This is a genomic window from Massilia sp. MP_M2 (assembly GCF_039123635.1).
GTDB lineage: Bacteria > Pseudomonadota > Gammaproteobacteria > Burkholderiales > Burkholderiaceae_D > Telluria.
This window is the reverse complement of record NZ_JBCHJF010000008.1, coordinates 255,226-281,844: the sequence shown is the minus strand read 5'-3', so window position 1 is coordinate 281,844 and position 26,619 is coordinate 255,226. Positions and strand designations below refer to the sequence as shown.

Genomic DNA, 26,619 nt, shown 5'->3' with positions numbered 1-26,619 from the left:
GCGTGGAAGGGGTCTGGTGCGCGCGCCTGAACCTGCGCTGGATCGACCGCGCGGGGATGCTGCACCATGCCTTCGCCAGTGCCGGCAGGCGCCTCGTGCCATCTCCCTGGCGCGTCGTTGGTCGTCCCCTGACATCGCCTGCAGGTTGTCGCGGGAAGCGCCAGTGCAAGGATTGGATCGATGCACTCATGGCAGGCTTGCAAGCCGCATCAGCGTCCATCTGGTGTGCCGGCGCACGCGTTGTGCTAACGATGCGCGTGGCAGCAGGCTGCCAGCGGCAAACCAGCGCGTGCCATCGAGCGCCTCGCTGTCTTCGCAGCGCCACCATCCGCTGGCCGGGCAGATTGCACCGCTCGGCGTGAGGCTGCCGAGCGGGACGTCGACATGCGACATGGAGGCCGCGTCGCGCGCAAGGTTGGGAGCCTGGTTCGACGCCAGAGCGGGGGCAAGGTCTGGAGCGAAGGGGGGAACAACCTCGGGAGCAAGGTCGGGGGGAAGATCGGACGCAGGAACGGCGGGGAAATCGGGTAGGTGCCCGTGGATAGCTGGTACGAACGCGGCAATCGCCGGTGCGGCCGGGACCGGCGCGCGCGCGCGGTGGCGCTTGTCCGCCAGGCGCCACCGGGTCGGGCTCCTGCTTTCGTAGCTCGGCTGCAAACCCCTGACCCGCTGCCACACGGTCGGCTGTGGCAATAGCAGCGCTTGCGGCATCGGCTTGCCCTCGGCGATGAACTGGCGTTGCCCGCCGAAGACGCGTACTCGTGCGCCCGCCTCGCTGCATTGCCACCAGCCCGTGTGCGGACATCGGTCGCCGGCCAGCGCGATGGCGCCGAGCGCAGTTGCCGGCAGCTCGGCAGCCGGTGGCGTCGGCGGTGCGATTGGCCGTGGCCGCAGACTGCCGGCGATCCGGTCCCACAGATCGATCAGCGCCCCTTCGGACAGCGTCGACTGTACCGGCTTGCCGCCACCCGACGGATTGGTGCCGGCCGCCAGTTCCAGCGTGATGAACGGCGTGTTGACATCCTGCTGCCGCCCGGGCATTTCCCATTGAAACGAATAACCGGTCGTGAAGTTGGGTTCGCGCACCCGCATGACCAGTTCGTCACCGTCCAGGCCATGGATAACGCGCGCCGCTTCGCGCAGGTGCGAAAACGCAAGCTGCATGAAGATCGGACGGCGGTCGACCGTGATCGCATGCCGTTCGAGCAGGCGCGGGGCGGGCTTCAACCCGGCCATCGACGAGAGCACGATATTCAGGTCCGGATGCCCTGGCAGGCTGGCAAACATCACGACGCTTTCAATGTCAGCGTCTTCATACGGGTCGAGCACGATGGCGTGGCCAAGGCAAAAACCTGGCTCGCGCGGTATCTCACCGGCCTGCAGGGCGCGAAACCGGCCCAGCACGCGCACCAGTCCGTCCCCGCTGCCCGGCGCCATGCCTTGCGCCTGCGCCTCGATGCTCACCTGCGGCAGTCGGAGCAGGCCATGCACATCGACGTCCTCGATCGCCACGAGGCGACCGTGTTCGATGGTCTGGGCCGGCCGCCGGTTGTGCACGAATACCTTGCCCTGTCCCGTCACGGACAGCATCTCCTTGACCGACTCCAGCTTGCCGTACTCTGGTTTCCCGCCAAGCAGCGTGCTTTCGAGCGCGCCGAGACGTTCGGTAAAGTCGTCGTCCGTTTCGCGGTCGGTACTGGCGACGTCATAGCCGCTGATGAAGCCTCGTCGCAGACGCACAGTGGCCTCGGCGGGAAGGTCAATCAGAAAACGCCCCACGCAAACGGTTTTCATCGTGCCGGTCATTTTTGCCACCTTTTGCAGATCCTCGTCGGTCTGGACCGAGTTCGCGAGAAAGGACACCAGCGCCAGGGCTGACGCCATCATCGCTCCGACCCAACGCACATGGCGGCTGTTCAGCCGCTTCATCGGACTTCCTGGACGATCTTGACGATGAGATGGCGTGTCAGCAGCAGCATGTCGTCGTGCTGGAAACTGTCCTGGTGCCGGAAACCCTTGGGCGCGAACGCACCGCGCACGTGCGATGCTGCCGCTGCACCGGACTGCACCGGCACGGTTTCATCGCCTTGCTCGTCCTGAGGCCACAAGACAAAGCGCAGCCGCACACCGTTCGCGGTTTCCACCTCGCGCGTGCCCGCGCCAGCATCGGCGACCAGCTTGGCCGCCCGGACGTTGCCGGTCGTGAGCGCTGCAGGCGACGTCGACGGCATGCGCGCCACCCAGCGAATCTTGCCGTACGCTTTCAGCGTTTTATCCGCGCCATAAAATGCGTAGGAATGCCGGTGGTAGTACGGCGTGCTTTCGCCACCCTTGCCGTTGACGGCGAGAACCTGCCGATGAAATCGTTCGGCCTCATTGATTGCATCGAGAATCTTCTTGACCGGTCCGCCATGCAGCTTGGCGTAGCGCTGGGCCGGGTCTGCCAACGCCGGATCAATCATCCGGTACCACGAGGTCATGTCACGATACATATCGTAGGGATTACCATCTGGCAGCGACACCATGTCGCGCATATCCTCTTGTGCGCTCACGCCGCGCAGCGTCCTGATCAGCAGCCATGGTGCGGGGTACAGGTGATTGGGCAGCAATTGCAACAAGCCGGGCGCCACCGCCATCACCGGCATCGTCTTGGCGCTCGTGTCGCCGGCGATGTCCGCGAACCCGGATGCGGCCAGATTGGCCAGCGGCCCGTTGGTGAAGTTGCCTGCCTCGGTGCCGCAGGCCATCCGCCGGTACGCCACCGGCGCGCCCAGCGCGGGCATCACGGCGTGCACGATGCCCGCGATATCCGAGGCGCCGCCCGCTCCTTCGCTCAGGCGTGCACAGGCGCGTGCGACCAGCCCGCCCATCGAGTGGGTCACCAGGATCACCTGGCGGCATAGGTGCTTGCGGTCGGTCCAGAAAGCGCGTATCGCGTCGATCCGCGCGCGCAGGTGCTTGGCTGCCACGTCGCACGACGCGAGCCAGTTGTAGCCGAACGCATAGACCGGGTACTGGTAGCCGGCGTACTTTTCAAGCTCGGCTTCGGTGACGTGATCGATCTGCCGCACGCCCCAGCGTTCGGGTTCGCACGCCATGACCCGCTTCCAGTGCTGGCGCACCAGGCGCACGCCTTGCGGCGACAGCTGGAAGGTCTTGTCCAGGTGGCGTTGCAGATCAACCAGGAGAGCGCCGTACGAGTCGGCGTGGATTTCTCCCCAGCCCCGCTCGCGCATGACGGCAGCATCCAGTGCGCAAGGCGGGAAGTCGAGCTCGCCGTCAGGGTCCACCTCGAGGATGGCAGGATCCAGGATGCGCTGGCGCAGTGCGGGCGCACGCGTCTCCCATAGGTCGGCCTCGCGGTATTTGCCGCTGAAGTCGTTCGGTGGCCGCCATGCGGACTCGCCCGGCCGCAGCACATCGTCGCCTCGTTTTTTCAGGTCGGGGCGCGCGCGCAGGTTCGAGCCCATGGTGCCCGGCACGACGATGACGGGAATGACCTTGCGTGAGCCAATCGTGACGCGCGCGCGCACCTTGAATGCGACCGGCGTTGCGACCGTATGGGCCACCAGGCTGCCGTCACGCTCGACGCGCGGCTGATGGATCGGGCGAGTCGGCTCGATCATGTCCTGTCCGTGCCGATCGGGGCTGGAGCGGCTTGGGCGTTATCGGGCAGCAGGCGGATTTCGATATCGCCCATGGCATAGCTGCGCAGGATGCCCGTGCGGCCTTCATCGTCGGTAATACCTTCGATGCTGGTGCCGTCCTCGTGACGTGCGATGTAGCGCTGCCCCCGGGCTGGCAGGTTGGTCTGGCGGTCGATGACGACCACACGCTCATCGGTCTCGAGCGCGGTTGCCGGCAACGCAAGGCCGGCCGGCATGCCGTTGCCCCCCGTGAGGTAGTCGACGCTGGCAGCCTTGATGACGTGGTTGCCGCTGCTCTGGTGCGTGATCGCGCCGCCGGTCCAGTCGGTTTGCGTGCCTTGCGAGACCACCTTGACCGACGGCGCTTCGAGCTCGATGCCGGTAGCGGCGATCAGGCGTATCCGGTTGGACGACTTGATCTCGATATCGCCCTTGTGGGTCTCGACAACGATGTCGCCGCGCGCCGCAATGAGCTTCATGCCTAGGTCATACGCGAACAGGCTGAGCGCGCGCGACGCGCGCAGGAACAAGCTGCGCCCGGCCGCCATTTCGGCGTCGCCGGTCGAGACGATGTCGATCTTGGTCCGCGCACCGAGCGCGATGGCGTCATCGCTGGCAAGCACCACCCCGGCCGGCGCGCTCACCGCCACCATCGGCGCGCCGCCCTGCGCCAGGCCTGGGGCCACGTTGGCGCCGTCATGCCAGCGGTGCAGGCGTTCGGTGAGTTCGGCCATGCGCGGCCTGGCCGCATGATCTTCGCCGTGCGCGCCTGCCAGCCGCCCCAATTCGTCCAGCACGCCGTGCATCACCTCGGCGATGCCCATGAGTGCGCCGCGCTCGAGCTGGGTGCCCCCGTCGGCATCGCTCCCCCCCGCACTGAGCAGGATGCCTTCGCCACCCCGCACGGCGACCGCCTTGCTGCTGCGAAGCTCGGCGCCTTCGCCACGCGCGCCGGCCGTGCCATTGACGCGCGGTTCGGCCAGCCAGCCCAGATTGAGTTCGGCAGCAGCGTGGTCGCTGGCCAGCTGGACGCCGATCTGGCCCGGTGTATCGTCGAACAGCAACTGGCCGCCACGCGCGCCGCCAATCTCGCGACTGCGCATGCCCGACTGGTAGCGGTTGCCGGGTAACGCGCCCGCGCGGCTCAGCGCCGGCGGCTGCGAACGCTCGTTGTACAACTGGGACAGGATGACCGGCCGGTCGGGGTCGCCACCCATGAACGCCACCAATACCTCGGTGCCAACCCGCGGCATGCCGAGCGTACCCGATTGCTGCTGGCTGCCGGGGCCGGGCCCGGCCCAATTTGACGCGACGCGCACCCAGGCCGAGTCGGCAGGCGTATCCGACGCCCCTGCCCCATGTGCATGCCGATGGTCGTCCGTGCGCATGCCGGGAAACCGGATCTTGACCCGGCCCAGCGCATCGCAATGCACTTCTTCGCCGGGCGGACCGGTCACGATGGCGCTTTGCAGTTGCGGATGCGGCAGGTCGGTGCGCGGATCGAAACCGGGCACCAGCGCGATACCGCGCCGCACGGCATCGAAGGTGACCCGCACGCGCATTGGGTCGGTCGTGCGCGCGGGTGCCTGAGAGAATGCATGCTGGGGCACCGATGGTGCGAACGCGCTGTCGGCGTTGGAGAGCGCTGCCTCCATCAAGCGCCGCACGCGCTGGGCGATGTCAGGTGGCAGGTTGTTCTCGGCCTCGACGTGCAATGCGGTGATGACGAAGTCGCGCTCGGCGGCCGGATGCGTGTCGATCTCGGGATGGCCGGCGAGCGTGAACCACTCGCCAGCGCGCAGGTCGCGCACCGTGCCCTGGCCATGAAAGCACTTGGTGTCGAGCTCGTGGCGGTTCATGCGCAGCTGGCCCAGGCGCCAGTGGTCTTCGACGTCGTTGCCGGCATGGGGCATCTCGACCTGGTAGTCATCCAGGCTGGCCGCCAGCCCGTTGCCACTGGGGCCCTGGTCGGCCATGCCGCGCGCGGTGGCGGTCATGAAGCGGGTACCCAGCGGATTGCGATAATCCCAGCTGTGCCGTGTCGTGCTGCCGGCCTGCAGGCGCCGCGCGGCGCACCACGAGACGATCGTGTCGCGCTCTTCGCTGGCGCCGCCCTGATGGTAGCGTACCGCGCCAGCGCTGTTGCACAGCAACGAGTTGGGGTCGTTGAACAGCACCAGCGTGTGGGTCGGCGCTGCGTCGTGTTCGATGGCGAGCGGCCTGCTGCGCGCGTGCCCGGGGCGGAAGGTCCAGGCCACGCCACGTCGGCGCAGCAGACGCCGCACGAATGCAGCGTCGGACTCGTTGTATTGCATGGTCTGCTCGCGCGGCGGAAAATGGCGCGGGTCGAACAGCGGATCGAGTTCGTAGTCGAAGGCGCTGGCCAGGACGCTATTGGACAGGCGCCATTCGTCGAACAGCACCTGCACGATCTCGAGCTCGTTCTGGTAGCGAAACACGCGGCTGTTGATGCGCTTTTCCATGATCGCCAGCGCGTCGCGGATCACCAGCTGGTACACCCCCAGGCCACTGTCGACATCGCCGGCGCGTGCTTCGGCCACGATGCCACAGGCGCTGCGCAACCCGCCGCGGTCGGTGACGAGGCCGATCTCGGCCGGCAGCGCGATCAGTTCCTTGAGTGGCAGGCGCGGTGTTGCGGCGACGCAGGTGACGGTGTACTCGAGGCCACCGCAAATGGCTTCGCTGCCGGTGACGCGCTGCGGCAGGAGGACGGTGGCGAGCGGGTGGTCGGCGTGGCCGAGACGCAGGCGGATCGGGCGATGCGCGCCCGACAGCAAACGGTCGTTCTGCAGCATGCGCAGGCATTCGCTGGCGTTGTCCACGGGGATCTCCTGTCCAGGCAATGCGGTTCTCGGGGAAGCACATCTTGGCACGCCGTACTCTTGGCGATTTGTCAGGTATCACGGTTGTCCGATGCGATTTCGGGAACTTCGCCGAGCCGGCTGCTCCGGCCGTTTCAGTCGTGTCAGCCGACAACGTCCTTACTGGCTAGACGGCAGCGCACAAGCCGGCCAGGCGCGGAATGGCGGCCAGCGAGGCGCGGTGAGCCGCGCTGCGCACCACGTCAGTGTTCACGCCGCGCAATTCGGCCAGCGCAGCGCCGATGCCCGGCAGGTTCTCGGGACTGTTGCGGCCCGGATGAATCCAGCTGGGCGCGATGTCAGGTGAATCGGTTTCCAGCACGATCCATTCAAGCGGCAACTCGGTGGCCAGGCGCCGGATCTGCAACGCCCGCGTAAAGGTCAGGTTGCCGCCAAAGCCCAGGTGCAGGCCAAGGTCGATGAAACTCTGCGCCTGCTGGAAGCTGCCATTGAACGCATGCGCGATGCCGCTCGGCGGGCGAATCTGGCGCAGGTGCTTGAGCACCTGGTCTTGTGAACGGCGCACGTGCGTCATGACCGGCAGACCGAAGTCGCGCGCGATGCGCAACTGTTCGCGAAAGAACCGCGCCTGCTTCTCGCGCATTTCGAGCGTGGTGAGTTCGGGAATGAAGAAATCCAGGCCGATTTCACCGATCCCCACGAAGCGCGGATCGCCCATCGCCGCTTCGACGCGCGTGCGCAGATAAGCGAGGTCGTCGTCCTGCGCCTGCGGCACGCACATCGGGTGGATGCCCAGCGCGTAGCAGGCGTTCGGGCTGCCCGCAGCCAGGGCAGCGACCGTGTCGAAGTTACCCCGCTCGACCGCCATGATGACGATCATCGATACGCCGGCCGCTTTGGCCCGGCGCGCGACGCCAGCGCCATCGCCGTCGTATTCGCGGGCGTCGAGGTGAACGTGCGTATCGATCCACATGGCGTCAGTCTTGTGCTGCCTGCAGCCCGTGCTCGGTCATGCGCAGCACGCGGTCGCAGCGGCGCGCCAGTTCCATGTCGTGCGTGACGATCACGAAGGCGGTGCCAAGGGTGCGCGACAGTTCGAGCATCAGGTCGAAGATGACCTGCGCCGTCGTATGGTCGAGGTTGCCGGTCGGTTCATCGGCCAGCACGCAGGCCGGTTGCGTAACCAGCGCGCGCGCCAGGGCGACCCGCTGGCGCTCGCCGCCGGACAATTCCCCGGGGCGGTGCATGACGCGTTTGCCCAGGCCCACGCGCTCGAGGATCGCCTGCGCCAGCGCCAGCGCATCGGCGCGCGGCATGCGGCGAATCAGGAGCGGCATCATGACGTTGTCGAGCGCCGTGAATTCGGGCAGCAGGTGGTGGAACTGGTACACGAAGCCCAGCGCCGTGTTGCGCAGTTCGCCGCGGCGCGATTCGGACAGGCTTGCGAAATCCTCGCCGCGCAGGCTCACCGTGCCGCTGCTGGGCGTATCCAGGCCACCGAGCAGATGCAGCAGCGTCGATTTGCCCGAGCCGGACGCACCGACAATCGCCACGCGCTCGCCGCGATACACGGCAAAGTCGATGCCATCGATGACGCGCACGATAGCGTCGCCCTGGTTAAAAGTCTTGCCCAGGCCACGGCAGGCCAGCACGGGTACGTCGTTGGTCTTGTTCACGTCGTTCATCGCAGCGTTTATTCCATTACTCATCAGATCATTCATAGCGCAGCGCCTCTGCCGGCTTCACGCGCGAGGCGGCCCAGCTTGGGTAAATCGTGGCCGCAAAGGCCAGCACCACCGACACGATGCCGATGGTGACCACGTCCGGCGTGTACAGCTCGGACGGCACGGTACTGATCAAATATATATCCTTGGACAAGAACTCCACGCCCAGCAAGCGTTCGATGAACGGGACGATGACACCGATGTTCCTGCTCACGCCCACGCCCATGGCCACGCCCGCGAGCGTGCCAAGCACACCGACAACTGCACCCTGCACCATGAAGATTTTCATGATCGAGCCGGGCGAGGCGCCCAGCGTGCGCAGGATCGCGATGTCGGCCTGCTTCTCGGTCACCGTCATCACCAGGCTCGAAACCAGGTTGAATGCGGCCACCGCGATGATCAGCGTCAGGATAATGAACATCATCTTCTTTTCGGTCTGCACCGCAGCGTACCAGTTCGCGTTGAGCTTGGGCCAGTCGCGCATGACCAGATCGCCCTTCATGGAGCGCTTCAATGCCTCGGCCACTTGCGGCGCTTCGCGCATGTTCGCGATGCGCAGGCGCAGGCCCGATGGCGCCTGCTGGCGTTCAAGCCGCTGCGCGTCCTCGATGTGGACGAACGACAGCGCCGCATCGAAGTCGAAGTGCCCGGCCTCGAAGATGCCAGCCACCGTGAAGCTGCGCGTGCGCGGCACCATGCCGGCCGGCGTGACCTGGCCCTGGGCCAGCACCATGGTGACCTTGTCGCCCATGCCCACGCCCAGCGCGCGCGCCAGCGCATAACCGAGCACGATGTTGAAGCTGCCGGGTTTCAAGGCATCGAAACTGCCGGCGCGGATCTGCTGCGCCACCGTCGACACATTGTCTTCGACGCCAGGCAGCACGCCGCGCACGATCGACGGGCGCATGATCCCGTCACGCACCAAGAGGCCCTGGGTCTCGACGAATGGGGCCGCGCCAAGCACGGCCGGATTCTGCGCCGCTTCCTTTGCCCTGGCCTGCCAGTCTGGCATGCTGCCAGAGGCATCGAACACCTCGATGTGGGCCAGCACCGACAACATGCGGTCGGTGACCTGCTTCTGGAAGCCGTTCATCACCGACAGCACGATGATCAGGGCCGCCACGCCCAGCGCGATGCCGGCCACGGAAATGAGCGAAATGAACGAAATGAAGCTGCTGCGCCCGCTGCTTTTGCCGGCGCGCGTGTAGCGCAGGCCGACCTGCCACTCGTACGGCAGTTTGTGGATGATGCTCATGAATTCTCGTGCTTCAGATTGGAATCGGGGCGGACGACACAGGCGCGCTTACTCATAACGCAGTGCCTCTGCCGGTTTCACGCGCGAGGCCGCCCAGCTCGGGTAGATGGTGGCCAGGAACGACAGCAGCACGGCCACGCCGCCGATCCAGCCGACGTCGGCCCACAGCAGTTCGGACGGCATTTCGCTGATCAGGTAGACCTCTTGCGACAGGAAGTGCACGCCCGAGACGCGCTCGATGGCCGGCACGATGACGTCGACATTGAGCGCCACCAGCACGCCCAGGCCCACGCCCAGCAGACCGCCCAGCAGGCCTACCAACGTGCCCTGCACCATGAAGATTTTCATGATCGCGCGCGGCGATGCGCCCAGGGTACGCAGGATGGCGATGTCGGACTGCTTGTCCTTGACGGTCATGACGAGCGTCGAGACAAGATTGAATGCGGCCACCGCCACGATCATCGTCAGAATAATGAACATCATGTTTTTCTGCGATTGCACGGCCGCGAACCAGACGGTGTTGACCTTCGTCCAGTCGCGCATGATCAATTCACCCGGCATCGAGCGCTGCAGTTCGTAGGCCACGCGCGGGGCCTGGTGCAGGTCCTGCAGGCGCAGGCGGATGCCGGCCGGCGCGGTGGCGCCCGTGGCCACCTGGGCGTCGTCGATATTGATCAGGGCGAGCGTGGAATCGAACTCGAAATGGCCGGCCTCGAAAATGCCGGAGACGGTCAGCGCGCGCGTGCGCGGCAATGGGTTCTCGCCCGGCGTGCTGACGCCGCCCAGGATGCCGCTGCTGGCCACGAGCAGCGTGACGCGGTCGCCCACCTCGACGCCAAGCGATTTGGCCAGCGCGCGGCCCAGCACCACGTTGAACGAGCCGGTGCGCAGCGACGCAAAACTGCCGGCCTTCATCTGGCGCGTGATGTCCGATACCAGTGCTTCTTCGACGGGCGCCACGCCGCGCAGCAGCGCCGGCTTCATGACGCCATCGACCAGCAGCATCGATTGTGCGTCGATGAACGGCGCGGCGGCCTTGACCTCGGGGTTGCGCAGCGCCTGCAGGCTGGTGGCGCGCCAGTCGGGCAATGCGCCGCGACTATCAAAAATTTCGACGTGCGCCAGCATCGACAGCATGCGGTTGGTGACTTCCTTCTGGAAGCCGTTCATCACCGATAGCACGACGATCAGCGCGGCCACGCCGAGGGCGATGCCGGCCACCGATGCCATCGAAATGAAGGAGATGAAGCTGTTGCGGCCGCTGCGCTTGCCGGCGCGCGTGTAGCGCAGGCCGATCTGCCATTCGTAGGGGAGTTTGTGGGTGATGCTCATGCTGTCCGTGTCGACCGATCCGCTGTGTTGCGCTGTGTTCTGTTGTGTTCTTGTATTGGTGGCGCAGCGCCGGGCTGCATCAGCCCGGCAGTTTGCCAGACAAACCAGGATTGTGGCGCAATTATCAAAAACTCACTAGCTCATTCCAGTGAGCATGCGGGCGGAGAATCGGGGTGGCGATCCGCTGGCGGCGGCAATTTGCCCTAGAATAGCGGGATGGCTCATATTACGCTCGTCCTGCCGTTCGCCCTGCCGCTTCCCGAATTCGCTCCCGACCTGATCCGCGCGCTGAACACGCCGGCGCTGGCGCTGCTGCTCTCGCGCACCTCGAGCGCCAGCCGCACGCGCACGGCCGAGCATACCCACGCCCTGCCCCATGAAACCTGGCTGGCACGCGCGCTGGGCCTGGGCGCTGCCGGCCGGGTCGACGTGGCCGTTGCCGCCATGCGCGGCTTCGGGCTGGAACCCGAGGGCGGCGTCTGGTACATCGTCAGTCCCGGCCATATCCAGATCGCACGCACCCACCTGACCATGGCCGATACGCGGCAGGTACCACTGAACGATGACGACAGCCGTGCGCTGTTCGCAACGGCTGCCGGGCTCTGTGAAGACATCGGCCACGCGCTGCGCTACGGCGACGCGCAGACCTGGTTCCTGCGCGCCGACGACTGGACCGGATTCGAGACCGCCACGCCCGACACGGTGGTGAATATGGACCTGACGGATTTCATGCCCAAGGGCCAGCCGGCGCTGGCCTACCGGCGCCTGCAGAACGAAGTGCAGATGGCGTGGCATGCGCATCCGGTGAACGCCGCGCGCGAAGCGCGGCGCGTGCCGATCGTGAACGCGTTCTGGGTCTGGGGCGCGGGCCGGACGGCGCCCGCGCCAAGCCAGCCACTGGCCAGTGTCGCGGTGCCGGGCTGGCTGGGCGCGCTTGGCGAGCAGCGGCTCGCGACGCTCGAGGGGCTGGCCGATCTGCTGTCGACCGACCGCACGCTGGTGGTCGGTCCGCTGGCTGAAGCGGCCCAGGCATCCGACTGGGGCGTCTGGCTACAGGTGATGGGGCAGCTCGAAGAGACGCTGTTCGCGCCGCTGCTGGCTGCCGTCAAGGCTGGCCGCGTGGGCAAGCTGACGCTCGTGCTGAGCAGCCGCGAAGGCCTGCTCGAGACGACGACGAGCGCGCTGGCGCAGCGCAAGTTCTGGCGCAGCCCGACGCTGGACGCACTGAAATAAACGCATTGCAGCAAGCGCACTGCCGTACATCACCCGACCGAGATTGACATTGACCCTGAAGACCCGACTTTCCACCCGCCCCTGCCCGTTTCGCATTTCCGAACTGCTGCGCCAGGATGGCGTGCACCCCGTGCTGGCGCGCATCTACGCGTCACGCGGCCTGCTCGACGCGCGTGAACTCTCGAGCGAGCTGGCGGCCCTGTCGCCGCCGTCCGGGCTCAAGCACATCGACGCCGCCGCCGCGTTTCTCGCTGACGCCATCGGCGCCGGCAAGCGCATGACGATCGTCGCCGACTACGATTGCGACGGCGCCACTGCCTGCGCCGTTGCGCTGCGCGGCTTGCGCGCGATGGGGGCGCAAGTCGACTACATCGTCCCGAACCGCTTTGAATACGGCTACGGCCTCACGCCCGAAATCGTGGCACTCACCGCGCGCGAAAAGGCGCCCGACATCATCGTCACGGTCGACAATGGCATCGCCAGCGTCGAGGGTGTGCTGGCAGCGAACAAGTTGGGCATCGACGTCGTCGTTACCGACCACCACCTGCCGGGTGACGTGCTGCCGGCGGCGCGCGTGATCGTCAACCCGAACCAGCCCGAGTGCGGCTTCCCGAGCAAGAACCTGGCCGGCGTGGGCGTGGTGTTCTACGTGCTGCTGGCCCTGCGCGCCGAACTGCGCCGGCGCGGCGTGTTCGATGCGCAAACGCAGCCCAAGCTCGACAGCCTGCTCGACCTGGTCGCGCTGGGCACGGTGGCCGACGTCGTCAAACTCGATGCCAACAACCGCATCCTCGTCGCGCAGGGTTTGAAGCGCATGCGCGCAGGCCGCATGCATCCCGGCGTGGCGGCGCTGTTCCGGGTGGCCGGCCGCGAAGCGCGCTGCGCCACGCCGTTCGACCTGGGCTTTGCCGTCGGCCCGCGCCTGAACGCGGCCGGTCGCCTGCAGGACATGGCGCTCGGCATCGAATGCTTGAGCACTGACGACGAAGGCCGTGCCTGGGCCATCGCCCAGCAGCTCAACGAGATCAACCTCAAGCGCCGCGAGATCGAAGCCGAGATGCAGGACACCGCGCTGCTGCATCTGGACACGTTCGAGCCGACCGGCGCCAGCACGATCACCGTGTTCGACGAAGGCTGGCACCAGGGCGTGATCGGCATCGTCGCCTCGCGCCTGAAGGAGAAATTCTACCGCCCGACATTTACCTTTGCACCAGCCGGCGACGGCATGATCAAGGGCTCGGGGCGCTCGATTCCGGGCTTTCACCTGCGCGACGCGCTGGACCTGGTTTCCAAGCGCGTGCCAGGCCTGATCGACAAGTTCGGTGGCCACGCGATGGCCGCCGGCCTCTCTCTGCGTCACGACAATTTCGACACCTTCTGCCAGGCCTTCGAAGCGGTCGGCCAGGCGTGGCTGAGCGAAGCGCAGCTTGAACGCATCATCGAAACCGACGGCCCGCTCGAGGACGAGTTCTACTCGACCCAGTTCATCGAATTGATGGATGGCCAGGTCTGGGGCCAAGGCTTCGCGCCGCCGGTCTTCTGCGACGAATTCCGCGTCGTCAGCCAGCGCATCCTGAAAGAGCGCCATCTGAAACTGCAGCTGGAAAAGAACGGCCGCCGCTACGACGCCATCTGGTTCGGCCACACCGACAGCCTGAGCGACCGCGCCCGCGTCGCCTTCCGCCTCGACGCCAACGAATACAACGGCGTCACCAAAGTCCAGCTCCTGGTCGAACACGCCGAATCGGCCTGACCGCTCAGGCCAGCCCCCGGAGCAATTGCCCAATAATTCGACTCTGACCCCACTTAAAAGTCGTCAAAATCTGAGCAATTGCCCAATAATTCGACTCTGACCCTATTTATTAGGCGGGCTCCGCAGAAAACGTAACAATTAGGGTCAGAGTCGAATTGTTTGATAACTTTATGCGCGCGGGATACTGATAGGCGACATGATCTTGGCGTGTTCGCTATGATTGGCCGGTTTTCGCCAGGGGCCAGGCGGCCATGCTGTGCTGGTTCCCCTTCCTTCTTTCTACGCGCTGACTGGCAGTCGGCGGGAGCATGCATGTTTTCGATCATTATCAATTTTCTCGGCTCGCTGATGCATTTTTACGTGGCGCATCGCTTGTATGCGCTCGGGGCCGTGCGCGGGCGCGTGCCGGCGCGGGTCTGGTGGGTGGGCGCCGTGGCGCTGTGGGCGTTTTATCTGTGGGGTGTACAGCTCGGGGATGCAGCGCTGGACTGGCGCTGGTGGCCGGGCCAGTTTTCGATGACCTGGCTTGGCATTCTGTTCTGCATGACGCAATATCTGCTCCTGGCCGACATCATCACCGGCTTCGGCTTCTGGCTGCGCACCTGGGCGCCGCGCATTCTGGCAATCGGCGCGATTGCGGGTGTCTCGGTCAGCGCCTTGGCGATTTTCCAGGCGGTGCGCGCTCCGGCGATCGTCGAGCACGAACTCACGCTGCCTGGCCTGCCGAAGGCGCTCGATGGCACCGTGCTCGTGGCGATCAGCGATACGCACCTCGGGGCCCAGCGCCGCGCAAAGTGGCTCGGCGAGCGGGTCGACCAGATCAATGCGCTTGATCCCGATGCCGTCGTGATGCTGGGCGACCAGGTCGAAGACGAGCCAATCAACGACGCCCTGCTCGCACCTGTCCTCAAGCGCCTGCGGCCCACGCTGGGCGTCTGGGCCATCACCGGCAACCATGAATACTACGGCGATGCTGGCGGTACGATCCACGAGTTTGCCGCCGGCGGCGTCAAGTGGCTGCGCGACCAGCACGTCGAGATCGCACCGGGCCTGCATTTGGCGGGCCTGGACGACATCGGGCGCGCCAGGCGCGGTGGGCGCGACATCAATGCCGGGCTCGAGCGCATGCTCCCCAGGCGGCTGGATGGCGCGACGATCCTGCTGTCGCACATCCCCGACCCGGTACTCATCGAGCGCGCCGCACAAAAAGACATCGCCCTGATGCTGTCCGGGCACACCCACGGCGGCCAGGTCTGGCCATTCACCTACCTGGCCCAGCGCGAGTTCCCCTACCTGGTGGGCTGGTACCGCATCGGCGACATGCAATTGGTGGTCAGCCGCGGCGCCGGTGGCTGGGGGCCGCGCATGCGGCTCTGGCAACCGGGCGAGATTCTCAAGCTGACCCTGCGCGCCCAGCCTTGAGGGATGCGCATGACGGCCCCGCGGCCACCTACGGCGCGATGGGTGGCTGGTACGTCTGGCCGTGCCGCATCACGAAGAACGCGTCGTCGGCCACGCCCTGCGCTGCGCGCGCCAGCGCCAGGTCGCGCGGCGCCTGGTCAAGGCGCTCCTGCCCCATCGGGTACGTTCCCCAATGCATGCCGACGCTGCGCTTGACGCGCAGCTCGCGATGGATCCGCACCGCCTCGTCGGGGCTGACGTGCGAGTTACGGTACCACAGCGGCTGGTAGGCCCCGATGCCAATCGCCGCCAGGTCGAAGCCACCGAAGCGCGCAGCGATGTCGCCGATATCCTTCGAATAACCCAGGTCACCCGAGAAGAAGAACGCAAAGCCCGGGCGCGTGACGGCAAAACCGCCCCATAGCGTCGCATTGCGGTCCCAGAGCGAGCGGGCCGACCAGTGATGCACGGGTAGCAGGTGCAGTTCGAGCCCGCGGTACACGGTCTTTTCCCACCAATCGAGCTTGACGATGCGCGAGCGGTCGCCGCCCGTCACGTTCTTTTCAAGCCAGATGTCGACACCCAGCGGCGCCACCAGCAGCGGCGGCCCGCCCGCCTGGCGGTACAGCGCGCGCAGCGACGCCTTTGACAGGTGATCGTAGTGCGAGTGACTGAGCAGGATGACGTCGATGCGCGGCAGGTCGGCAAGGTCCACGCCCGGCGCCTGATGGCGCTTGGGCCCTGCGAACGGCAACGGCGAGGCACGTTCGTCGAAGACCGGGTCGGTCAGGATATTGACGCCGGTTCCGCTTTGGAACAGGAACGTCGCGTGCCCGATCCAGGTCAGCGCCGGCGCGCTGCGGTTGGCATGGACAAAGGCCAGATCGGGCGCCACCGGCTCGATCGGCGCAAGCGGCGCACGCACGGTGGCGTCCTCGGTCCAGTTCTTGACGCGCGCCGCCCAGCCCTCGAAGAAGCCGCGCGCCGGCCGTTGGTAGGCCGGGTTGGCCGGATAATTGTTCGCAAAGCCTTCCACCCGGTGATGGGTTTTGGCGGCGTCGTAGTAGGGATTGCGGTGTGCGCATCCGGTTGCAAGCAGCGCGGATGCAACGACGACGACAGACAGCAAGGTGGCGATTGAGGTGCGCATGCGGCAATACCCGGGCGGTCAAAAATGCCAGTATAGGCCGGGTTGACGACAGCGCGGGCACGCCAGACAGGACGGTCACCCAGCCGTGTACCGACAGCTCTTTTGGAAGCGGCCAATGTTCTTTTGCGCGGCTTTCCGGTACGATAGCGCCTTTCCCGGTTTTGATGCCAGGCCAAGGCCCGCGACATGGACAGGTCTTGATCGGCGGGATGCTCAATGCCCGAACCCGGTGCGCAACGCACTTGCCGGGTTCTTCGACTGGAAGCGAATGGAGAAGTCCGCGATCACCCGGCCGCCTAGACATCATGCGATCCTCCTCGGCGCCCTGCTGCTTGCCGCGCTGGTGCTCGTGATCGCGGCGGAGGCACTGCGCTGGCGCGGCGCGTCTGGCACCGTCGCCATGACAACTGCCGTGCCGACTCTGCCCGCAGTGACCACAACAAGCCCGGGCCGCGTGAAGCTTACCGAGCTGTCGCAGGCCCACATCCCGGCGCCGCGCGGCATGCCATCGGCGCACGCCAGCACGCTCGCCGCCCTGCCGGGCAATCGTATGCTCGCGTTCTGGTGGGCCGGCAGCCGCGAGAGCGGGCCGGACGTGAAAGTCTTTTCCTCGACCTGGGCCCATGGCGCGTGGAGCACCCCGGCAATGGTCGCCAGCCGGGATACGCTGGGGGCCGAACTGGGATTTGGCGTACGCCGCATCGGCAATCCCGTGGCCTGGACCGACCGCACCGGCAAGATCCACCTGTACGTGGTAGCCACGGGCCTGGGCGGCTGGGCCGCCGCGCGCATCGCGCACCTGGTGTCAAACGACCTGGGCGCAACCTTCCACGTGCGCCGCATCCTGCCGACTTCACCCCTGTTCAATACCAGTGCGCTGGTGCGCACTGCACCCCTGGCGCTGAGCGACGGCGGCTGGTGGCTCCCCGTGTATTTCGAGATCGGCAACAAGTACCCGATGCTGATGGCGTTCGACGCCGACGGCAACCCGACCACGCTGGCGCGCATCGGCAACAGCACCACGACCCTGCAGCCCGCACTCGTCGCCATCTCGAAAAACGAGGTGCGCGCCGTGATGCGCGACGATAGCGATCAGCAACTGGTCCAGCATGCAGCGAGCCGCGACGGCGGCGCCACCTGGCACGACCTGCCGGCGCTCGATCTGCCCAACTACAGCACGTCGGTCGCCGCGATACGGCTGGCCAGCGGCCAGTTCCTGATGCTGCATAATCACGTCGAAGGTGGCGCATCGGCGCGCAGCATCCTGCGCCTGTCGATCTCGGACGACATGCGCACCTGGCGCACGATCGCCGACATCGCCAAAGGGCCGGCCGGCGACGAATTCTCGTATCCATCGATGCAGCAGGTCGGCAACGAACTGCATATTACCTACACCTGGCAGCGCCAGGCGATCGCCCACCATCGCTACCGCATTCAACCGGAAAACACGAACTGATGACACTGCCGGATCTCGCAAGCCAGATCGTGTACGGCCGCATTGGCTGGGCAATTGTCGCCGCCACCGTGGTCTGCGCGCTATGGCGCGGCGCGGCGCCACTCTCCCGCCCCAGGCTGGCCGCCATCATGGCCGGCGCTATGGCCCTGATGACGCTGCCCGGCAACCTGTCACCCGTCTGGTACCTGGGCCTGGCGTTCCAGTATCCGAGCGGCCTGCTGGTGGGCTGCTGCCTGGTGCGCCTGACGGAGCGCTGGAGCGGCAATCGCCGCAGCGGGGCCATGCCGCCCGCGCTGGCCGGCGTGCTCGCCGTGGCCGGGACCCTGCTGTATCTCGATGCAGTCGGCTTTCTCGCGAGCGGTTACTACTACGCCGGCTTCGGCGGCACGCTGACGCCGGTCGTTGCGGTCATCATGGCCGGCGCCTGCGTGCTGGCGATCGTCCGGGGTCATGCGCGCGGAACTGCCGCGGCGGTGCTGGGCGCCGTCGTCCTGTTTTCGGTGCTGCGCCTGCCAAGCGGGAACCTGTGGGACGCCCTGCTCGACCCGCTGCTGTTTGGCTGGGCCATCGTGACGCTGCTGGTTGCTGCACTGCGCCGCACGGGGCGCCGCGTCGCCGACCGCAGCACGGGCAGCGATGCCGATCCCGCATCAGGCCCCATGCCCCAGCCAATCGCGGCTGAACATTTTTCGTCTCTGAAGGAGCAAGTTGGTGGTCAATAACTCAGTGGTCAAGCAGTCTGTGGTCAATCATCCGTGGTACAAACATCCGGTCGTCCTTTCGGCCAGCATCATCAACGCCTTCATCCTGCTGCTGGCGCTGGCATGGTCGGGCAATCCGCACGAACTCTCGCGCCTCCTGGTCGAGGATGGCATCGTCGAATGGATGCAGTTCCTGGCGTTCTCGCTCACGGCAGGTTTGCTCGGCTTTGTCGCTGTCGACCGCTGGAAGAATGGCGGCATGCGGCTCGAGGTACTGGTACTGCTTGGCCTGACCGGCCTGGTAGCGGGGGCTGCGCTGGAAGAAATCAGCTGGTTCCAGCGCATCCTGCAGATCCAGTCGCCCGAGTTCTTCCTGCAGAATAACCGCCAGGCCGAAACCAATCTGCACAACCTGGGCTTTGGCGAAGAAAGCCTGCACAAGGCCGTGCTGCTCAAGGTCATCCTGATTTCGGGCCTGATCCACAACCTGTTCCTGCCGCTGCTGGCGCGCAAGCGTCCAGCGATTCGCACCTTCGTCGAGCGCTTCGGCCTGTACCTGCCGCCGCTGGCCGCTTCGATTCCGTACCTGCTGCTGGTGATCCTGTCGCATCTGCTGATCGACCATCCGCGCAAGGGTGAACTGGGCGAGACCTTCGGCGCCGTACACTATCTGGCCACCGTGTTTGGCGCCTATTTCGTCGGCGTCGCCTACGACAAGAAGCCGCTGTTCGCGGGCCTGGACGCGCGCCGCGTCTCGGTGCTGTTTACGCTGCTGATGTTCTATCTGCTCATGACCGGCTGGATGCTCAGCGCTGGTGCCGGCGCCGTCGTCACCGCGGCAGGCGGCGACTGATTCCACACAGCGTGCGCCGGGTAGCCGGCAGCATGCTTGCGGTGTCAGGCTTGCGAATAATCCAGAATTGGAGTATAAATATTCCAAAACCGGAGGAATCATGAGCCTGGCCTATGCCTACCCCAAGAGCCGTTTCGAGCCAGCAACGCTGGTCGACCTGACCTCAAAGACCGAGCGCGAGCGCCTGTCCCGCTCGGCCCTGACCGGCTTTTTCCGGCTCGCCGCCGCCTGGGGCCTGCGCGACGACGATGCCCGCGAGCTGCTTGGCGGCCTGTCATCGTCGTCGTTCTACGACTGGAAGAAAAACCCCGACCGGGTGCTCGAGGTCGACCGCATCACGCGCATCTCGTACCTGCTCGGCATCTATAAAAGCCTGCACATCCTGTATGGCGACAAGCTTGCCGACGAATGGGTGCGCCTGCCCAACACCAATCCGATTTTTGCCGGCCGCACGCCGCTCGCCTTCATGCAGGCCGGCGGCCTGCTGGCGATGCAGACCGTGCGCAAGCTGCTCGACGCCAGACGCGGCGGCCTGTGAGCTCGCACGTCACACCACGGCTGACGCTGCTGCGCCAGCTCGATACCTGTCGCCTGATCCCGTCGCGCTTCGCCGATGTCGAAGACTCGGTGCTCGCGCCCCTGGCCGACAGCGACGATGCGCTGCGCGACCTGTTCGACCTCGATAACGCCACCAATGAGCGCCTGCGCGCCGAATCCGGCCAGACCCCTGGCATCGGCATGGACGAACTGGTGTTCGGCGTACCGAACTTTCGCATCATCAACGCCGCATTCACGTACGCGCGCCCGGAAGGCAGCCGCTTCAACGACGGCGAGCGTGGCGCGTGGTACTGCGGCTTCGACGCCGCCACGTCGCTGGCCGAAGTCATCTTCCACAAGACCGTGGAGTACGCCGAGATCGACCGCTTTGACGACAGCGTCAGCTACCAATGCCTGCTGGCCGACTTCAGCGCGAGCTTCCACGATCTGCGCGGCATCGCGGCCTATGAAGACTGCCTCGACCCGGCCAGCTATGTCGCGTCGCAGGCGCTGGCCAACGCGTTGCTGGGCGCCGGTTCGCTTGGCGTGATCTACCCCAGCGTGCGGCATCCCGGCGGCACGTGCCTGGCGTGCTTCCGCCCGGCGTTGGTGGGCAACGTGCGCAAGGGGAACACCTATCGGTTAACATGGGCGGGTTCGCCGCAGCCTGCGGTCGAGATTCTTTGACCAGATGACCATGCACATGAAGACCAAACCCGAGAACGACACCGAATTGCACGACAAGATCAACCGCGAGACCGGCCGCCTCGCATGGAGCGAGCTGCAACGCCACTTTGCCAGCGGCAGCGTGGTGTGGGTGTCAAGCACGCTGGACCTGATCGACGTCGCGCTGCGCATCGCGCACGACGACCGTGACAGCATCACGCGCTGGATGGGCGATGGCCAGGTGGCCAAGGTCAGCGACGCGCAGGCGCAAGCCTGGCTGGAGACGGATGCGACGCTGTGGGTGTCGGTCGTGAGCCCGTTCGTGCTGGTGCAGGACGAGAAGAAGCCGGTGCATTAAAAAAAATGCCGGCCCGCGGGCCGGCATCCACCGAGGTAAACCAGCTTACTTCGACAGATCGACGGCGTACAACGCCGTTCCCTTGCCACTGCCATCATCGGCCTTCACCTGGCTGACATTGCCCAGCCCCGCCTCGCGCGCCAGCGCCTCCAGGCCTGGCGCCGAATGGAATACCACCTGTCCCCTGGTCTCGACCCGCGCAAAACGCCAGCTGCGCGCCGCGCCATGCGATGCGCGCGTCAGTTCTTTCGCCGTGCGGATGTGCGCGATCAGGATGTCGCGATTGTTGTCGGGCGACGCGATGACGACATTGCTGCCGTCGAGCCCCGGGAAGCCACCACCGCCACTGGCGCGGTAGTTATTGGTCGCGACCAGGAATGCCTGCGTCGGCGCCACTGGTTTGCCCAGATACGTCAGGTTCACGATGCGCTCGCCCGGCTTCTTCGTCACGTCGATCTCGTAGCCGACATCGGTCGACGTGATCGTGTCGAAGTTAAAGCTCGGAAAGCGCGTATTGACCAGTTCCTGCGGCGCGGCTACCGCCGGGTCGATCGTGTTGAACCGCTGCGCCGCCGTCTCCAGCCACGCCTTCAAGCCCGCGCCATCGACCTTCACCGCATACAGCGAGTTCGGGAACAGGTACAGGTCGGCCGCATTGTTCAGCGCCAGGTTACCGGCCGGCACATCGGTGTAATCCGTCACGCCCGGAAAGCCCGCCTTGAACGGCGCCGACACCGACAGCACCGGCAACCCGGCGTACTGCGGCAAGTTCGTCTTGACGTAGTTGCTCACGTACTCGGCCTGCGCGCGGTTGACGACTTCGAGCGCCGACGGATCGCCCACGTCGGCGAAATAACTCGTCATGCGAAACGCCGAGCGCCCCACCGGCGTTTTCACGTAGGCGATCGTCGCTTCGTGCTCGGCGCGCACCAGGGCGGTCACGTCGGGATCCGGCGCGACGAAGGTCTTGGCGCCCGTTTGCGTGGCGCGTGCCTGCACGACGGTCTTGTCCTTCTCGACCGACCAGGTCTTGCCGTCGTAGGTCAGGTGCAGCTGGACCACGCCCAGATGCTTGCCCCACTGGCTCGGCATCACGGTCGGCACGCCGTGCACCAGGCCGCGCACCTTGTCCACGCCCGGCAGGTTAAATTGCGGGACCGTGCTCTCGGCGTTCGGGAACAGCTGGTGCGCATGCCCCATCAGCATGACGTCGACGCCCGGCACCTTGGCCAGATGCCAGTTGGCGTTTTCCATCGCCGGCGAATACGGGCTGTCGTCCAGGCCACCGTGCGCCAGCGCCACGATCAGCTGCGCGCCTTTCCGGCGCATCTCGGGAATGTATTTTTCGGCCGTTTCGCGCACACCGGCGGTGACCACGCGTCCTTCCAGCCAGCGCTTGTCCCAGGCCATGATGTCGGGCGGCGTGAAGCCGATGATGCCGACCTTCACCAGCGTCTCGACCGGCTTGCCATCGGGTCCGCGCGCCGTGATCTTCTTGTCGATGATGCGGTACGGCGCGAACAGCGGCGCGTTCGTCCGCAGGCTGTTCACGTTGGCCAGCACGATCGGGAACGTGGGCCCCGCGCAGCGCGGGCCCTTGGCCACGCCCTTCACCTGGAACTGGCTGCCCGTGATCCGGCTCAGGAACGGCAGGCCGTAGTTGAATTCGTGGTTGCCGACCGTGCCGCCTTCGTAGCCCAGCGCATTCATGATCTTGTAGATGCCCAGCACCTCGTTGCACGCAGGCGGCTTGACCAGCGCCTGGTAGTCGGCGAACGCCGTGCCCTGGATCGTGTCGCCGTTGTCGAGCAACAGCGTATTGGCGAATTCCTTGCGCGCCTGGCGGATCAGCGTGGCGGTGCGGTCAACGCCGATCGACGGCTCGGCGGCCAGCTTGTAGTAGTCATAGCCGACGACGTTGGCATGCAGGTCGGACGTCTCCAGCACGGCCAGGACGGCGGTGGCGCCAACCGGCGTCCTGGCCGCAGCGTGGGCCGAGGCATTCAAGAGCAATGGGCCGAAGGTGGTGCTCAGTACAGCGGCGAGCACGGTGCTGATTGGGTGACGCAGGGAGCGGTTCATGGGCAATCCGGGTAACAAGACCGCGCGATGGTACCGCTTGCCCCGCGGCTGGGCAAGCGGTAGCGCCGCAGCAGCATACTCCTCGGGTATAATCCCCGGTTCGATTCAACCCACATTGAGACTGCCGATATCATGGAAGCCGAACGCATCAACGCCATTTCCGCCCTGCTGAACGACCTGACGGGTCGTGAGGCCGAACTTCGGAGGTATCTTTGACTTCGATAAGAAGTCAGAGAAACTAGAACAGGTCAACCAGGAGCTGGAAGACCCGGCCATCTGGAACGACCAGAAGCGCGCCCAGGAAATGGGCAAAGAGAAGAAGGCGCTCGAGGGCGTCGTGATGACGCTCGAAAAAGCCAAGGCCGACCTGGCCGACGCGCTGGACCTGTTCCAGATGGCGCGCGAAGAAGGCGACGAAGACACGATGGAAGCCGTCGCGGGCGACGTCGATGCGATCCTGAAGATCATTGAGGCCATGGAGTTCCGCCGGATGTTCTCCAATGCGATGGACCACGCAAGCTGCTTCATCGACATCCAGGCCGGCGCCGGCGGCACCGAGGCGCAGGATTGGGCTTCGATGCTGCTGCGTCAATACCTGCGTTATTGTGAACGCAAGGGCTTCAAGGCCGAGATCCTCGAGCAGTCCGACGGTGAAGTCGCGGGCATCAAGACCGCCACGATCAAGGTCGATGGCGAATACGCGTATGGCCACCTGCGCACCGAAACCGGCGTGCACCGCCTCGTGCGCAAGTCGCCGTTCGATTCGGCCAACGGCCGCCACACGTCGTTTACGTCGCTGTTCGTGTATCCGGAAGTCGATGATTCGATCGAGATCGAGATCAATCCGGCCGATGTGCGCATCGATACCTATCGCGCCTCGGGCGCAGGTGGTCAGCACATCAACAAGACCGACTCCGCAGTGCGCCTGACGCACGGGCCGTCGGGCATCGTGGTCCAGTGCCAGAACGACCGCTCGCAGCACCGCAACAAGGCCGAAGCCTGGGACATGCTGCGCGCCAAGCTGTACGAGCTCGAACTGCGCAACCGCATGAGCGAGCAGCAGAAGCTCGAAGACTCCAAGACCGACGTCGGCTGGGGCCATCAGATCCGCTCGTACGTGCTGGACCAGTCGCGCATCAAGGATTTGCGTACCGGCTTTGAAACCGGCAATACCAAGAACGTCCTGGATGGCGACCTCGATGATTTCATCTCGGCGTCCCTGAAGCAAAACGTCTAAAGGCTTTCATCGCATGACGCCCCCTGCCCGCGCGCTGATCTTCGACATGGATGGCACCATCGTCGACAATATGGACTTCCACACCCGTGCGTGGATCACGTTCTTCGCGCAGCGGGGGCAAACCATCGAGCCCGATGCGTTCTTTCGCGACACGGCCGGCCGTCAGGGCAAGGAAATCCTGCGTCACTATCTTGGCGCCGACCTGGACGATGATGCGCTGGCAACGCTGAACCACGAAAAGGAAGTGCTGTACCGCGCGCTGTACGGCCCGCACCGGCGCACGATCGACGGTTTCGACGCCTTCATCGACCGCGCACGCGAACAGGGCTGGGCCCTGGCGGTGGCCACGTCGGCCTCGTCAGGCAGCGCAAGTTTCATCCTCGACGAGATGGACCTGCAGCGCAAATTCGATGCGGTCGTCGTCGGCGCTGTGGACGTCCCGCGCGGCAAACCGCATCCGGACGTGTTTCTCAAGGCCGCCGAGCGCTGCGCCGTCGTACCGGCACAGTGCATCGTGTTCGAAGACGCGCCGCTGGGCGTGGAAGCGGCGCGCCGCGCCGGCATGCGCGCCGTGGTGCTCACCACCACGCTGCCAGCCGAGGCCTTTGCCGAATTCGAGAACGTCATCGCGATTGTCAACGACTTCACGCAGCTGGACGTTGAAGCGCTGCTCTCGCTGTCCTAACCACTGCCCACTGCTGACTGCATCGCAGGCACGCTCAACCAATATCAACAACAACGACTATGACCACCGAGAACCAAGAACAGGCACCGTTGCAAGGCGCCGACGAAAACAAGATCATGGCCGAGCGCCGCGTCAAGCTGGCGGCCATCCGCGAAAAAGGCATCGCGTTCCCGAACGACTTCGTCCCGCAGCACAAGGCGGCCGACCTGGTCCAGGCTTACGGCGAGAAGACGCGCGAAGAACTCGAAGCCGAGCCGATTCCGGTGGTGCTGGCCGGTCGCATGATGCTGCGCCGCGAAGCCGGCAAAAAAGCCGCGTTCGCGACGCTGCAGGACAGCTCGGGCCCGTCGGCCAGCGGCCGCATCCAGATCTACATCACGCTCGACAGCGCTGGCGAAGCCGCGATGGACGCATTGCGCAGCTACGATCTGGGCGACATTCTGGGCGTGGAGGGCACGCTCTTCAAAACCAAGGTCGACGAACTGACGGTCAAGGTCAGCCAGCTGCGCCTGATCACCAAGGCGATCCGTCCGCTGCCGGACAAATTCCACGGCCTGGCCGACCAGGAAACCAAGTACCGCCAGCGCTACGTCGACCTGATCATGAACGAGGACACGCGCCGCACCTTCAAGGCGCGCACCGCCGCGATGTCGTCGATGCGCCGCTTCATGGAAGAGCACGGCTTCATGGAAGTCGAAACGCCGATGCTGCACCCGATCCCGGGCGGCGCCGCGGCCAAGCCGTTCGTCACGCACCACAATGCGCTGGACATGGAAATGTACCTGCGCATCGCACCGGAGCTGTACCTCAAGCGCCTGGTGGTTGGCGGGTTCGACCGCGTGTTCGAAGTGAACCGCAACTTCCGCAACGAAGGCGTTTCGGTCCGTCACAACCCTGAATTCACGATGATGGAATTCTATGCGGCGTACACCGATTACAAGTGGATCATGAACTTCACCGAGCAGGTGATCCGCCAGGCCGCAGTCGATGCCCACGGCAGCGCCGTGCTGTCGTACGGTGGCCGTGAGCTCGACCTGTCCAAGCCGTTCCAGCGCCTGACGATCATCGAGGCAATCGACAAGTACGCGCCGGGCTACACGCCGGAGCAGCTGAACGACGCCGAGTTCATCAAGACCGAACTGAAGAAATTCGGCGTCAAGCCATTCGCCACCGCTGGCCTGGGCGCGCTGCAACTGGCGCTGTTCGAGGAAACCGCTGAAGCGCAGCTGTGGGAGCCGACCTTCATCGTCGACTACCCGGCCGAAGTCTCGCCACTGGCACGCGCATCGGACACCCGCGCCGGCGTGACCGAGCGCTTCGAACTGTTCATGGTCGGGCGCGAGATCGCCAACGGTTTTTCGGAGCTTAACGATCCTGAAGACCAGGCAGCGCGCTTCCTGGCGCAGGTCGAAGCCAAGGATGCGGGCGACGAAGAGGCGATGTTCTACGACGCCGACTACATCCGCGCGCTCGAATACGGCATGCCGCCGGCTGGTGGTTGCGGCATCGGCATCGATCGCCTGATGATGCTGATTACCGATTCGCCGAACATCCGCGACGTGCTGCTGTTCCCGCACTTGCGCAAGGAAGACTGAGTGTCGGGGCGTTGACGCTTGAATGAAAAAGGCCGCCTTCGGGCGGCCTTTGTTATTTTCGGCGGCGTCTCTACGATCGTGCCGGGCGATGTGATGATAACGATCACCGCG

Annotated in this window: 21 protein-coding genes; 12 read left to right on the top strand and 9 right to left on the bottom strand. The window is 65.5% G+C overall.

From position 1 onward, the window contains the following. Positions 1 to 186: 186 nt before the first annotated feature. The 7 genes from RCH14_RS17840 to RCH14_RS17810 form a co-directional block, all read right to left on the bottom strand. Positions 187 to 1,929: a T6SS immunity protein Tli4 family protein gene (locus RCH14_RS17840; RefSeq protein WP_343027440.1), complete on the bottom strand. Its 1,743-nt coding sequence runs from the start codon at positions 1,927 to 1,929 to the stop codon at positions 187 to 189. Then, on the bottom strand, positions 1,926 to 3,626 hold the full coding sequence (locus tag RCH14_RS17835; RefSeq protein ID WP_343027439.1) for a hypothetical protein: 1,701 nt from the start codon (positions 3,624 to 3,626) through the stop codon (positions 1,926 to 1,928). Before RCH14_RS17835 ends, RCH14_RS17840 begins: the two co-directional genes overlap by 4 nt. Beyond that, positions 3,623 to 6,490, bottom strand: coding sequence for a type VI secretion system Vgr family protein (locus tag RCH14_RS17830; protein ID WP_343027438.1), 2,868 nt, complete (start codon positions 6,488 to 6,490; stop codon positions 3,623 to 3,625). The genes RCH14_RS17835 and RCH14_RS17830 overlap by 4 nt, the downstream gene beginning before the upstream one ends. Before the next feature lie 166 nt (positions 6,491 to 6,656). Further along, positions 6,657 to 7,463, bottom strand: a complete 807-nt coding sequence (locus RCH14_RS17825) for a TatD family hydrolase (protein ID WP_343027437.1) — start codon at positions 7,461 to 7,463, stop codon at positions 6,657 to 6,659. Positions 7,464 to 7,467: 4 nt separating this feature from the next. Continuing rightward, positions 7,468 to 8,199, bottom strand: a complete 732-nt coding sequence (gene lolD / locus RCH14_RS17820) for a lipoprotein-releasing ABC transporter ATP-binding protein LolD (protein WP_407070089.1) — start codon at positions 8,197 to 8,199, stop codon at positions 7,468 to 7,470. 4 nt (positions 8,200 to 8,203) lie between these two features. Next, on the bottom strand, positions 8,204 to 9,469 hold the full coding sequence (locus RCH14_RS17815) for a lipoprotein-releasing ABC transporter permease subunit (protein ID WP_343027436.1): 1,266 nt from the start codon (positions 9,467 to 9,469) through the stop codon (positions 8,204 to 8,206). Between the two features lie 48 nt (positions 9,470 to 9,517). Then, complete coding sequence (locus RCH14_RS17810) at positions 9,518 to 10,801, bottom strand: lipoprotein-releasing ABC transporter permease subunit (RefSeq protein WP_343027435.1); 1,284 nt, start codon at positions 10,799 to 10,801, stop codon at positions 9,518 to 9,520. Between the two features lie 216 nt (positions 10,802 to 11,017). Here RCH14_RS17810 and RCH14_RS17805 point away from each other — a divergent pair, with 216 nt between their 5' ends. The 3 genes from RCH14_RS17805 (at position 11,018) to RCH14_RS17795 (ending at position 15,209) form a co-directional block, all read left to right on the top strand. Further along, the gene (locus tag RCH14_RS17805) at positions 11,018 to 12,034 is read left to right on the top strand and encodes a hypothetical protein (RefSeq protein WP_343027434.1); all 1,017 of its coding nucleotides are present in this window, start codon (positions 11,018 to 11,020) and stop codon (positions 12,032 to 12,034) included. Positions 12,035 to 12,083: 49 nt separating this feature from the next. After that, positions 12,084 to 13,787, top strand: coding sequence for a single-stranded-DNA-specific exonuclease RecJ (recJ, locus tag RCH14_RS17800; RefSeq protein WP_343027433.1), 1,704 nt, complete (start codon positions 12,084 to 12,086; stop codon positions 13,785 to 13,787). 312 nt (positions 13,788 to 14,099) lie between these two features. After that, complete coding sequence (locus tag RCH14_RS17795; RefSeq protein ID WP_343027432.1) at positions 14,100 to 15,209, top strand: metallophosphoesterase; 1,110 nt, start codon at positions 14,100 to 14,102, stop codon at positions 15,207 to 15,209. A 28-nt stretch (positions 15,210 to 15,237) separates the two neighbouring features. On the opposite strand, the gene RCH14_RS17790 is transcribed toward RCH14_RS17795, so the two are convergent. Further along, complete coding sequence (locus RCH14_RS17790; RefSeq protein ID WP_343027431.1) at positions 15,238 to 16,338, bottom strand: MBL fold metallo-hydrolase; 1,101 nt, start codon at positions 16,336 to 16,338, stop codon at positions 15,238 to 15,240. 268 nt (positions 16,339 to 16,606) lie between these two features. Here RCH14_RS17790 and RCH14_RS17785 point away from each other — a divergent pair, with 268 nt between their 5' ends. The 6 genes from RCH14_RS17785 (at position 16,607) to RCH14_RS17760 (ending at position 20,909) form a co-directional block, all read left to right on the top strand. Continuing rightward, positions 16,607 to 17,794 carry a sialidase family protein gene (locus tag RCH14_RS17785; RefSeq protein WP_343027430.1) on the top strand — a complete coding sequence of 396 codons (1,188 nt, stop codon included), beginning with the start codon at positions 16,607 to 16,609 and terminating at the stop codon, positions 17,792 to 17,794. Continuing rightward, positions 17,794 to 18,516, top strand: a complete 723-nt coding sequence (locus tag RCH14_RS17780; RefSeq protein WP_343027429.1) for a hypothetical protein — start codon at positions 17,794 to 17,796, stop codon at positions 18,514 to 18,516. The genes RCH14_RS17785 and RCH14_RS17780 overlap by 1 nt, the downstream gene beginning before the upstream one ends. Next, the gene (locus RCH14_RS17775) at positions 18,506 to 19,348 is read left to right on the top strand and encodes a hypothetical protein (RefSeq protein WP_343027428.1); all 843 of its coding nucleotides are present in this window, start codon (positions 18,506 to 18,508) and stop codon (positions 19,346 to 19,348) included. The genes RCH14_RS17780 and RCH14_RS17775 overlap by 11 nt, the downstream gene beginning before the upstream one ends. 100 nt (positions 19,349 to 19,448) lie before the next feature. Beyond that, positions 19,449 to 19,886 carry an MbcA/ParS/Xre antitoxin family protein gene (locus RCH14_RS17770; RefSeq protein ID WP_343027427.1) on the top strand — a complete coding sequence of 146 codons (438 nt, stop codon included), beginning with the start codon at positions 19,449 to 19,451 and terminating at the stop codon, positions 19,884 to 19,886. Then, the gene (locus RCH14_RS17765; protein ID WP_343027426.1) at positions 19,883 to 20,572 is read left to right on the top strand and encodes an RES family NAD+ phosphorylase; all 690 of its coding nucleotides are present in this window, start codon (positions 19,883 to 19,885) and stop codon (positions 20,570 to 20,572) included. Before RCH14_RS17770 ends, RCH14_RS17765 begins: the two co-directional genes overlap by 4 nt. Positions 20,573 to 20,588: 16 nt before the next feature. Further along, positions 20,589 to 20,909 carry a DUF2288 domain-containing protein gene (locus tag RCH14_RS17760; RefSeq protein ID WP_343027455.1) on the top strand — a complete coding sequence of 107 codons (321 nt, stop codon included), beginning with the start codon at positions 20,589 to 20,591 and terminating at the stop codon, positions 20,907 to 20,909. Between the two features lie 45 nt (positions 20,910 to 20,954). Here RCH14_RS17760 and RCH14_RS17755 read toward each other — a convergent pair whose 3' ends face one another. Then, positions 20,955 to 22,991 carry a bifunctional 2',3'-cyclic-nucleotide 2'-phosphodiesterase/3'-nucleotidase gene (locus tag RCH14_RS17755; RefSeq protein WP_343027425.1) on the bottom strand — a complete coding sequence of 679 codons (2,037 nt, stop codon included), beginning with the start codon at positions 22,989 to 22,991 and terminating at the stop codon, positions 20,955 to 20,957. 132 nt (positions 22,992 to 23,123) lie between these two features. Here RCH14_RS17755 and prfB point away from each other — a divergent pair. The 3 genes from prfB (at position 23,124) to lysS (ending at position 26,508) form a co-directional block, all read left to right on the top strand. Next, a protein-coding gene (gene prfB / locus RCH14_RS17750) for a peptide chain release factor 2 (RefSeq protein ID WP_343027424.1) occupies positions 23,124 to 24,228 on the top strand; the annotation gives its coding sequence in 2 pieces (ribosomal slippage) (positions 23,124 to 23,204 and positions 23,206 to 24,228; 1,104 coding nt in all). A 13-nt stretch (positions 24,229 to 24,241) separates the two neighbouring features. After that, the gene (locus RCH14_RS17745) at positions 24,242 to 24,913 is read left to right on the top strand and encodes an HAD family phosphatase (protein WP_343027423.1); all 672 of its coding nucleotides are present in this window, start codon (positions 24,242 to 24,244) and stop codon (positions 24,911 to 24,913) included. Between the two features lie 59 nt (positions 24,914 to 24,972). Further along, entirely contained in the window at positions 24,973 to 26,508 is a 1,536-nt protein-coding gene (gene lysS / locus RCH14_RS17740; RefSeq protein WP_343027422.1) for a lysine--tRNA ligase, read from the top strand. The last annotated feature ends 111 nt before the right edge of the window (positions 26,509 to 26,619 follow it).

What these genes read in the sequence shown, in the direction of transcription:
- RCH14_RS17810 (WP_343027435.1), bottom strand. Translation starts at nt 10,801, where the DNA reads ATGAGCATCACCCACAAACTCCCCTACGAATGGCAGATCGGCCTGCGC.
- RCH14_RS17840 (WP_343027440.1), bottom strand. Translation starts at nt 1,929, where the DNA reads ATGAAGCGGCTGAACAGCCGCCATGTGCGTTGGGTCGGAGCGATGATG.
- RCH14_RS17780 (WP_343027429.1), top strand. Translation starts at nt 17,794, where the DNA reads ATGACACTGCCGGATCTCGCAAGCCAGATCGTGTACGGCCGCATTGGC.
- RCH14_RS17795 (WP_343027432.1), top strand. Translation starts at nt 14,100, where the DNA reads ATGTTTTCGATCATTATCAATTTTCTCGGCTCGCTGATGCATTTTTAC.
- RCH14_RS17770 (WP_343027427.1), top strand. Translation starts at nt 19,449, where the DNA reads ATGAGCCTGGCCTATGCCTACCCCAAGAGCCGTTTCGAGCCAGCAACG.
- lolD (WP_407070089.1), bottom strand. Translation starts at nt 8,199, where the DNA reads ATGAGTAATGGAATAAACGCTGCGATGAACGACGTGAACAAGACCAAC.
- RCH14_RS17825 (WP_343027437.1), bottom strand. Translation starts at nt 7,463, where the DNA reads ATGTGGATCGATACGCACGTTCACCTCGACGCCCGCGAATACGACGGC.
- RCH14_RS17785 (WP_343027430.1), top strand. Translation starts at nt 16,607, where the DNA reads ATGGAGAAGTCCGCGATCACCCGGCCGCCTAGACATCATGCGATCCTC.
- RCH14_RS17805 (WP_343027434.1), top strand. Translation starts at nt 11,018, where the DNA reads ATGGCTCATATTACGCTCGTCCTGCCGTTCGCCCTGCCGCTTCCCGAA.
- RCH14_RS17790 (WP_343027431.1), bottom strand. Translation starts at nt 16,338, where the DNA reads ATGCGCACCTCAATCGCCACCTTGCTGTCTGTCGTCGTCGTTGCATCC.
- RCH14_RS17835 (WP_343027439.1), bottom strand. Translation starts at nt 3,626, where the DNA reads ATGATCGAGCCGACTCGCCCGATCCATCAGCCGCGCGTCGAGCGTGAC.
- RCH14_RS17755 (WP_343027425.1), bottom strand. Translation starts at nt 22,991, where the DNA reads ATGAACCGCTCCCTGCGTCACCCAATCAGCACCGTGCTCGCCGCTGTA.
- RCH14_RS17760 (WP_343027455.1), top strand. Translation starts at nt 20,589, where the DNA reads ATGAAGACCAAACCCGAGAACGACACCGAATTGCACGACAAGATCAAC.
- RCH14_RS17745 (WP_343027423.1), top strand. Translation starts at nt 24,242, where the DNA reads ATGACGCCCCCTGCCCGCGCGCTGATCTTCGACATGGATGGCACCATC.
- lysS (WP_343027422.1), top strand. Translation starts at nt 24,973, where the DNA reads ATGACCACCGAGAACCAAGAACAGGCACCGTTGCAAGGCGCCGACGAA.
- RCH14_RS17815 (WP_343027436.1), bottom strand. Translation starts at nt 9,469, where the DNA reads ATGAGCATCATCCACAAACTGCCGTACGAGTGGCAGGTCGGCCTGCGC.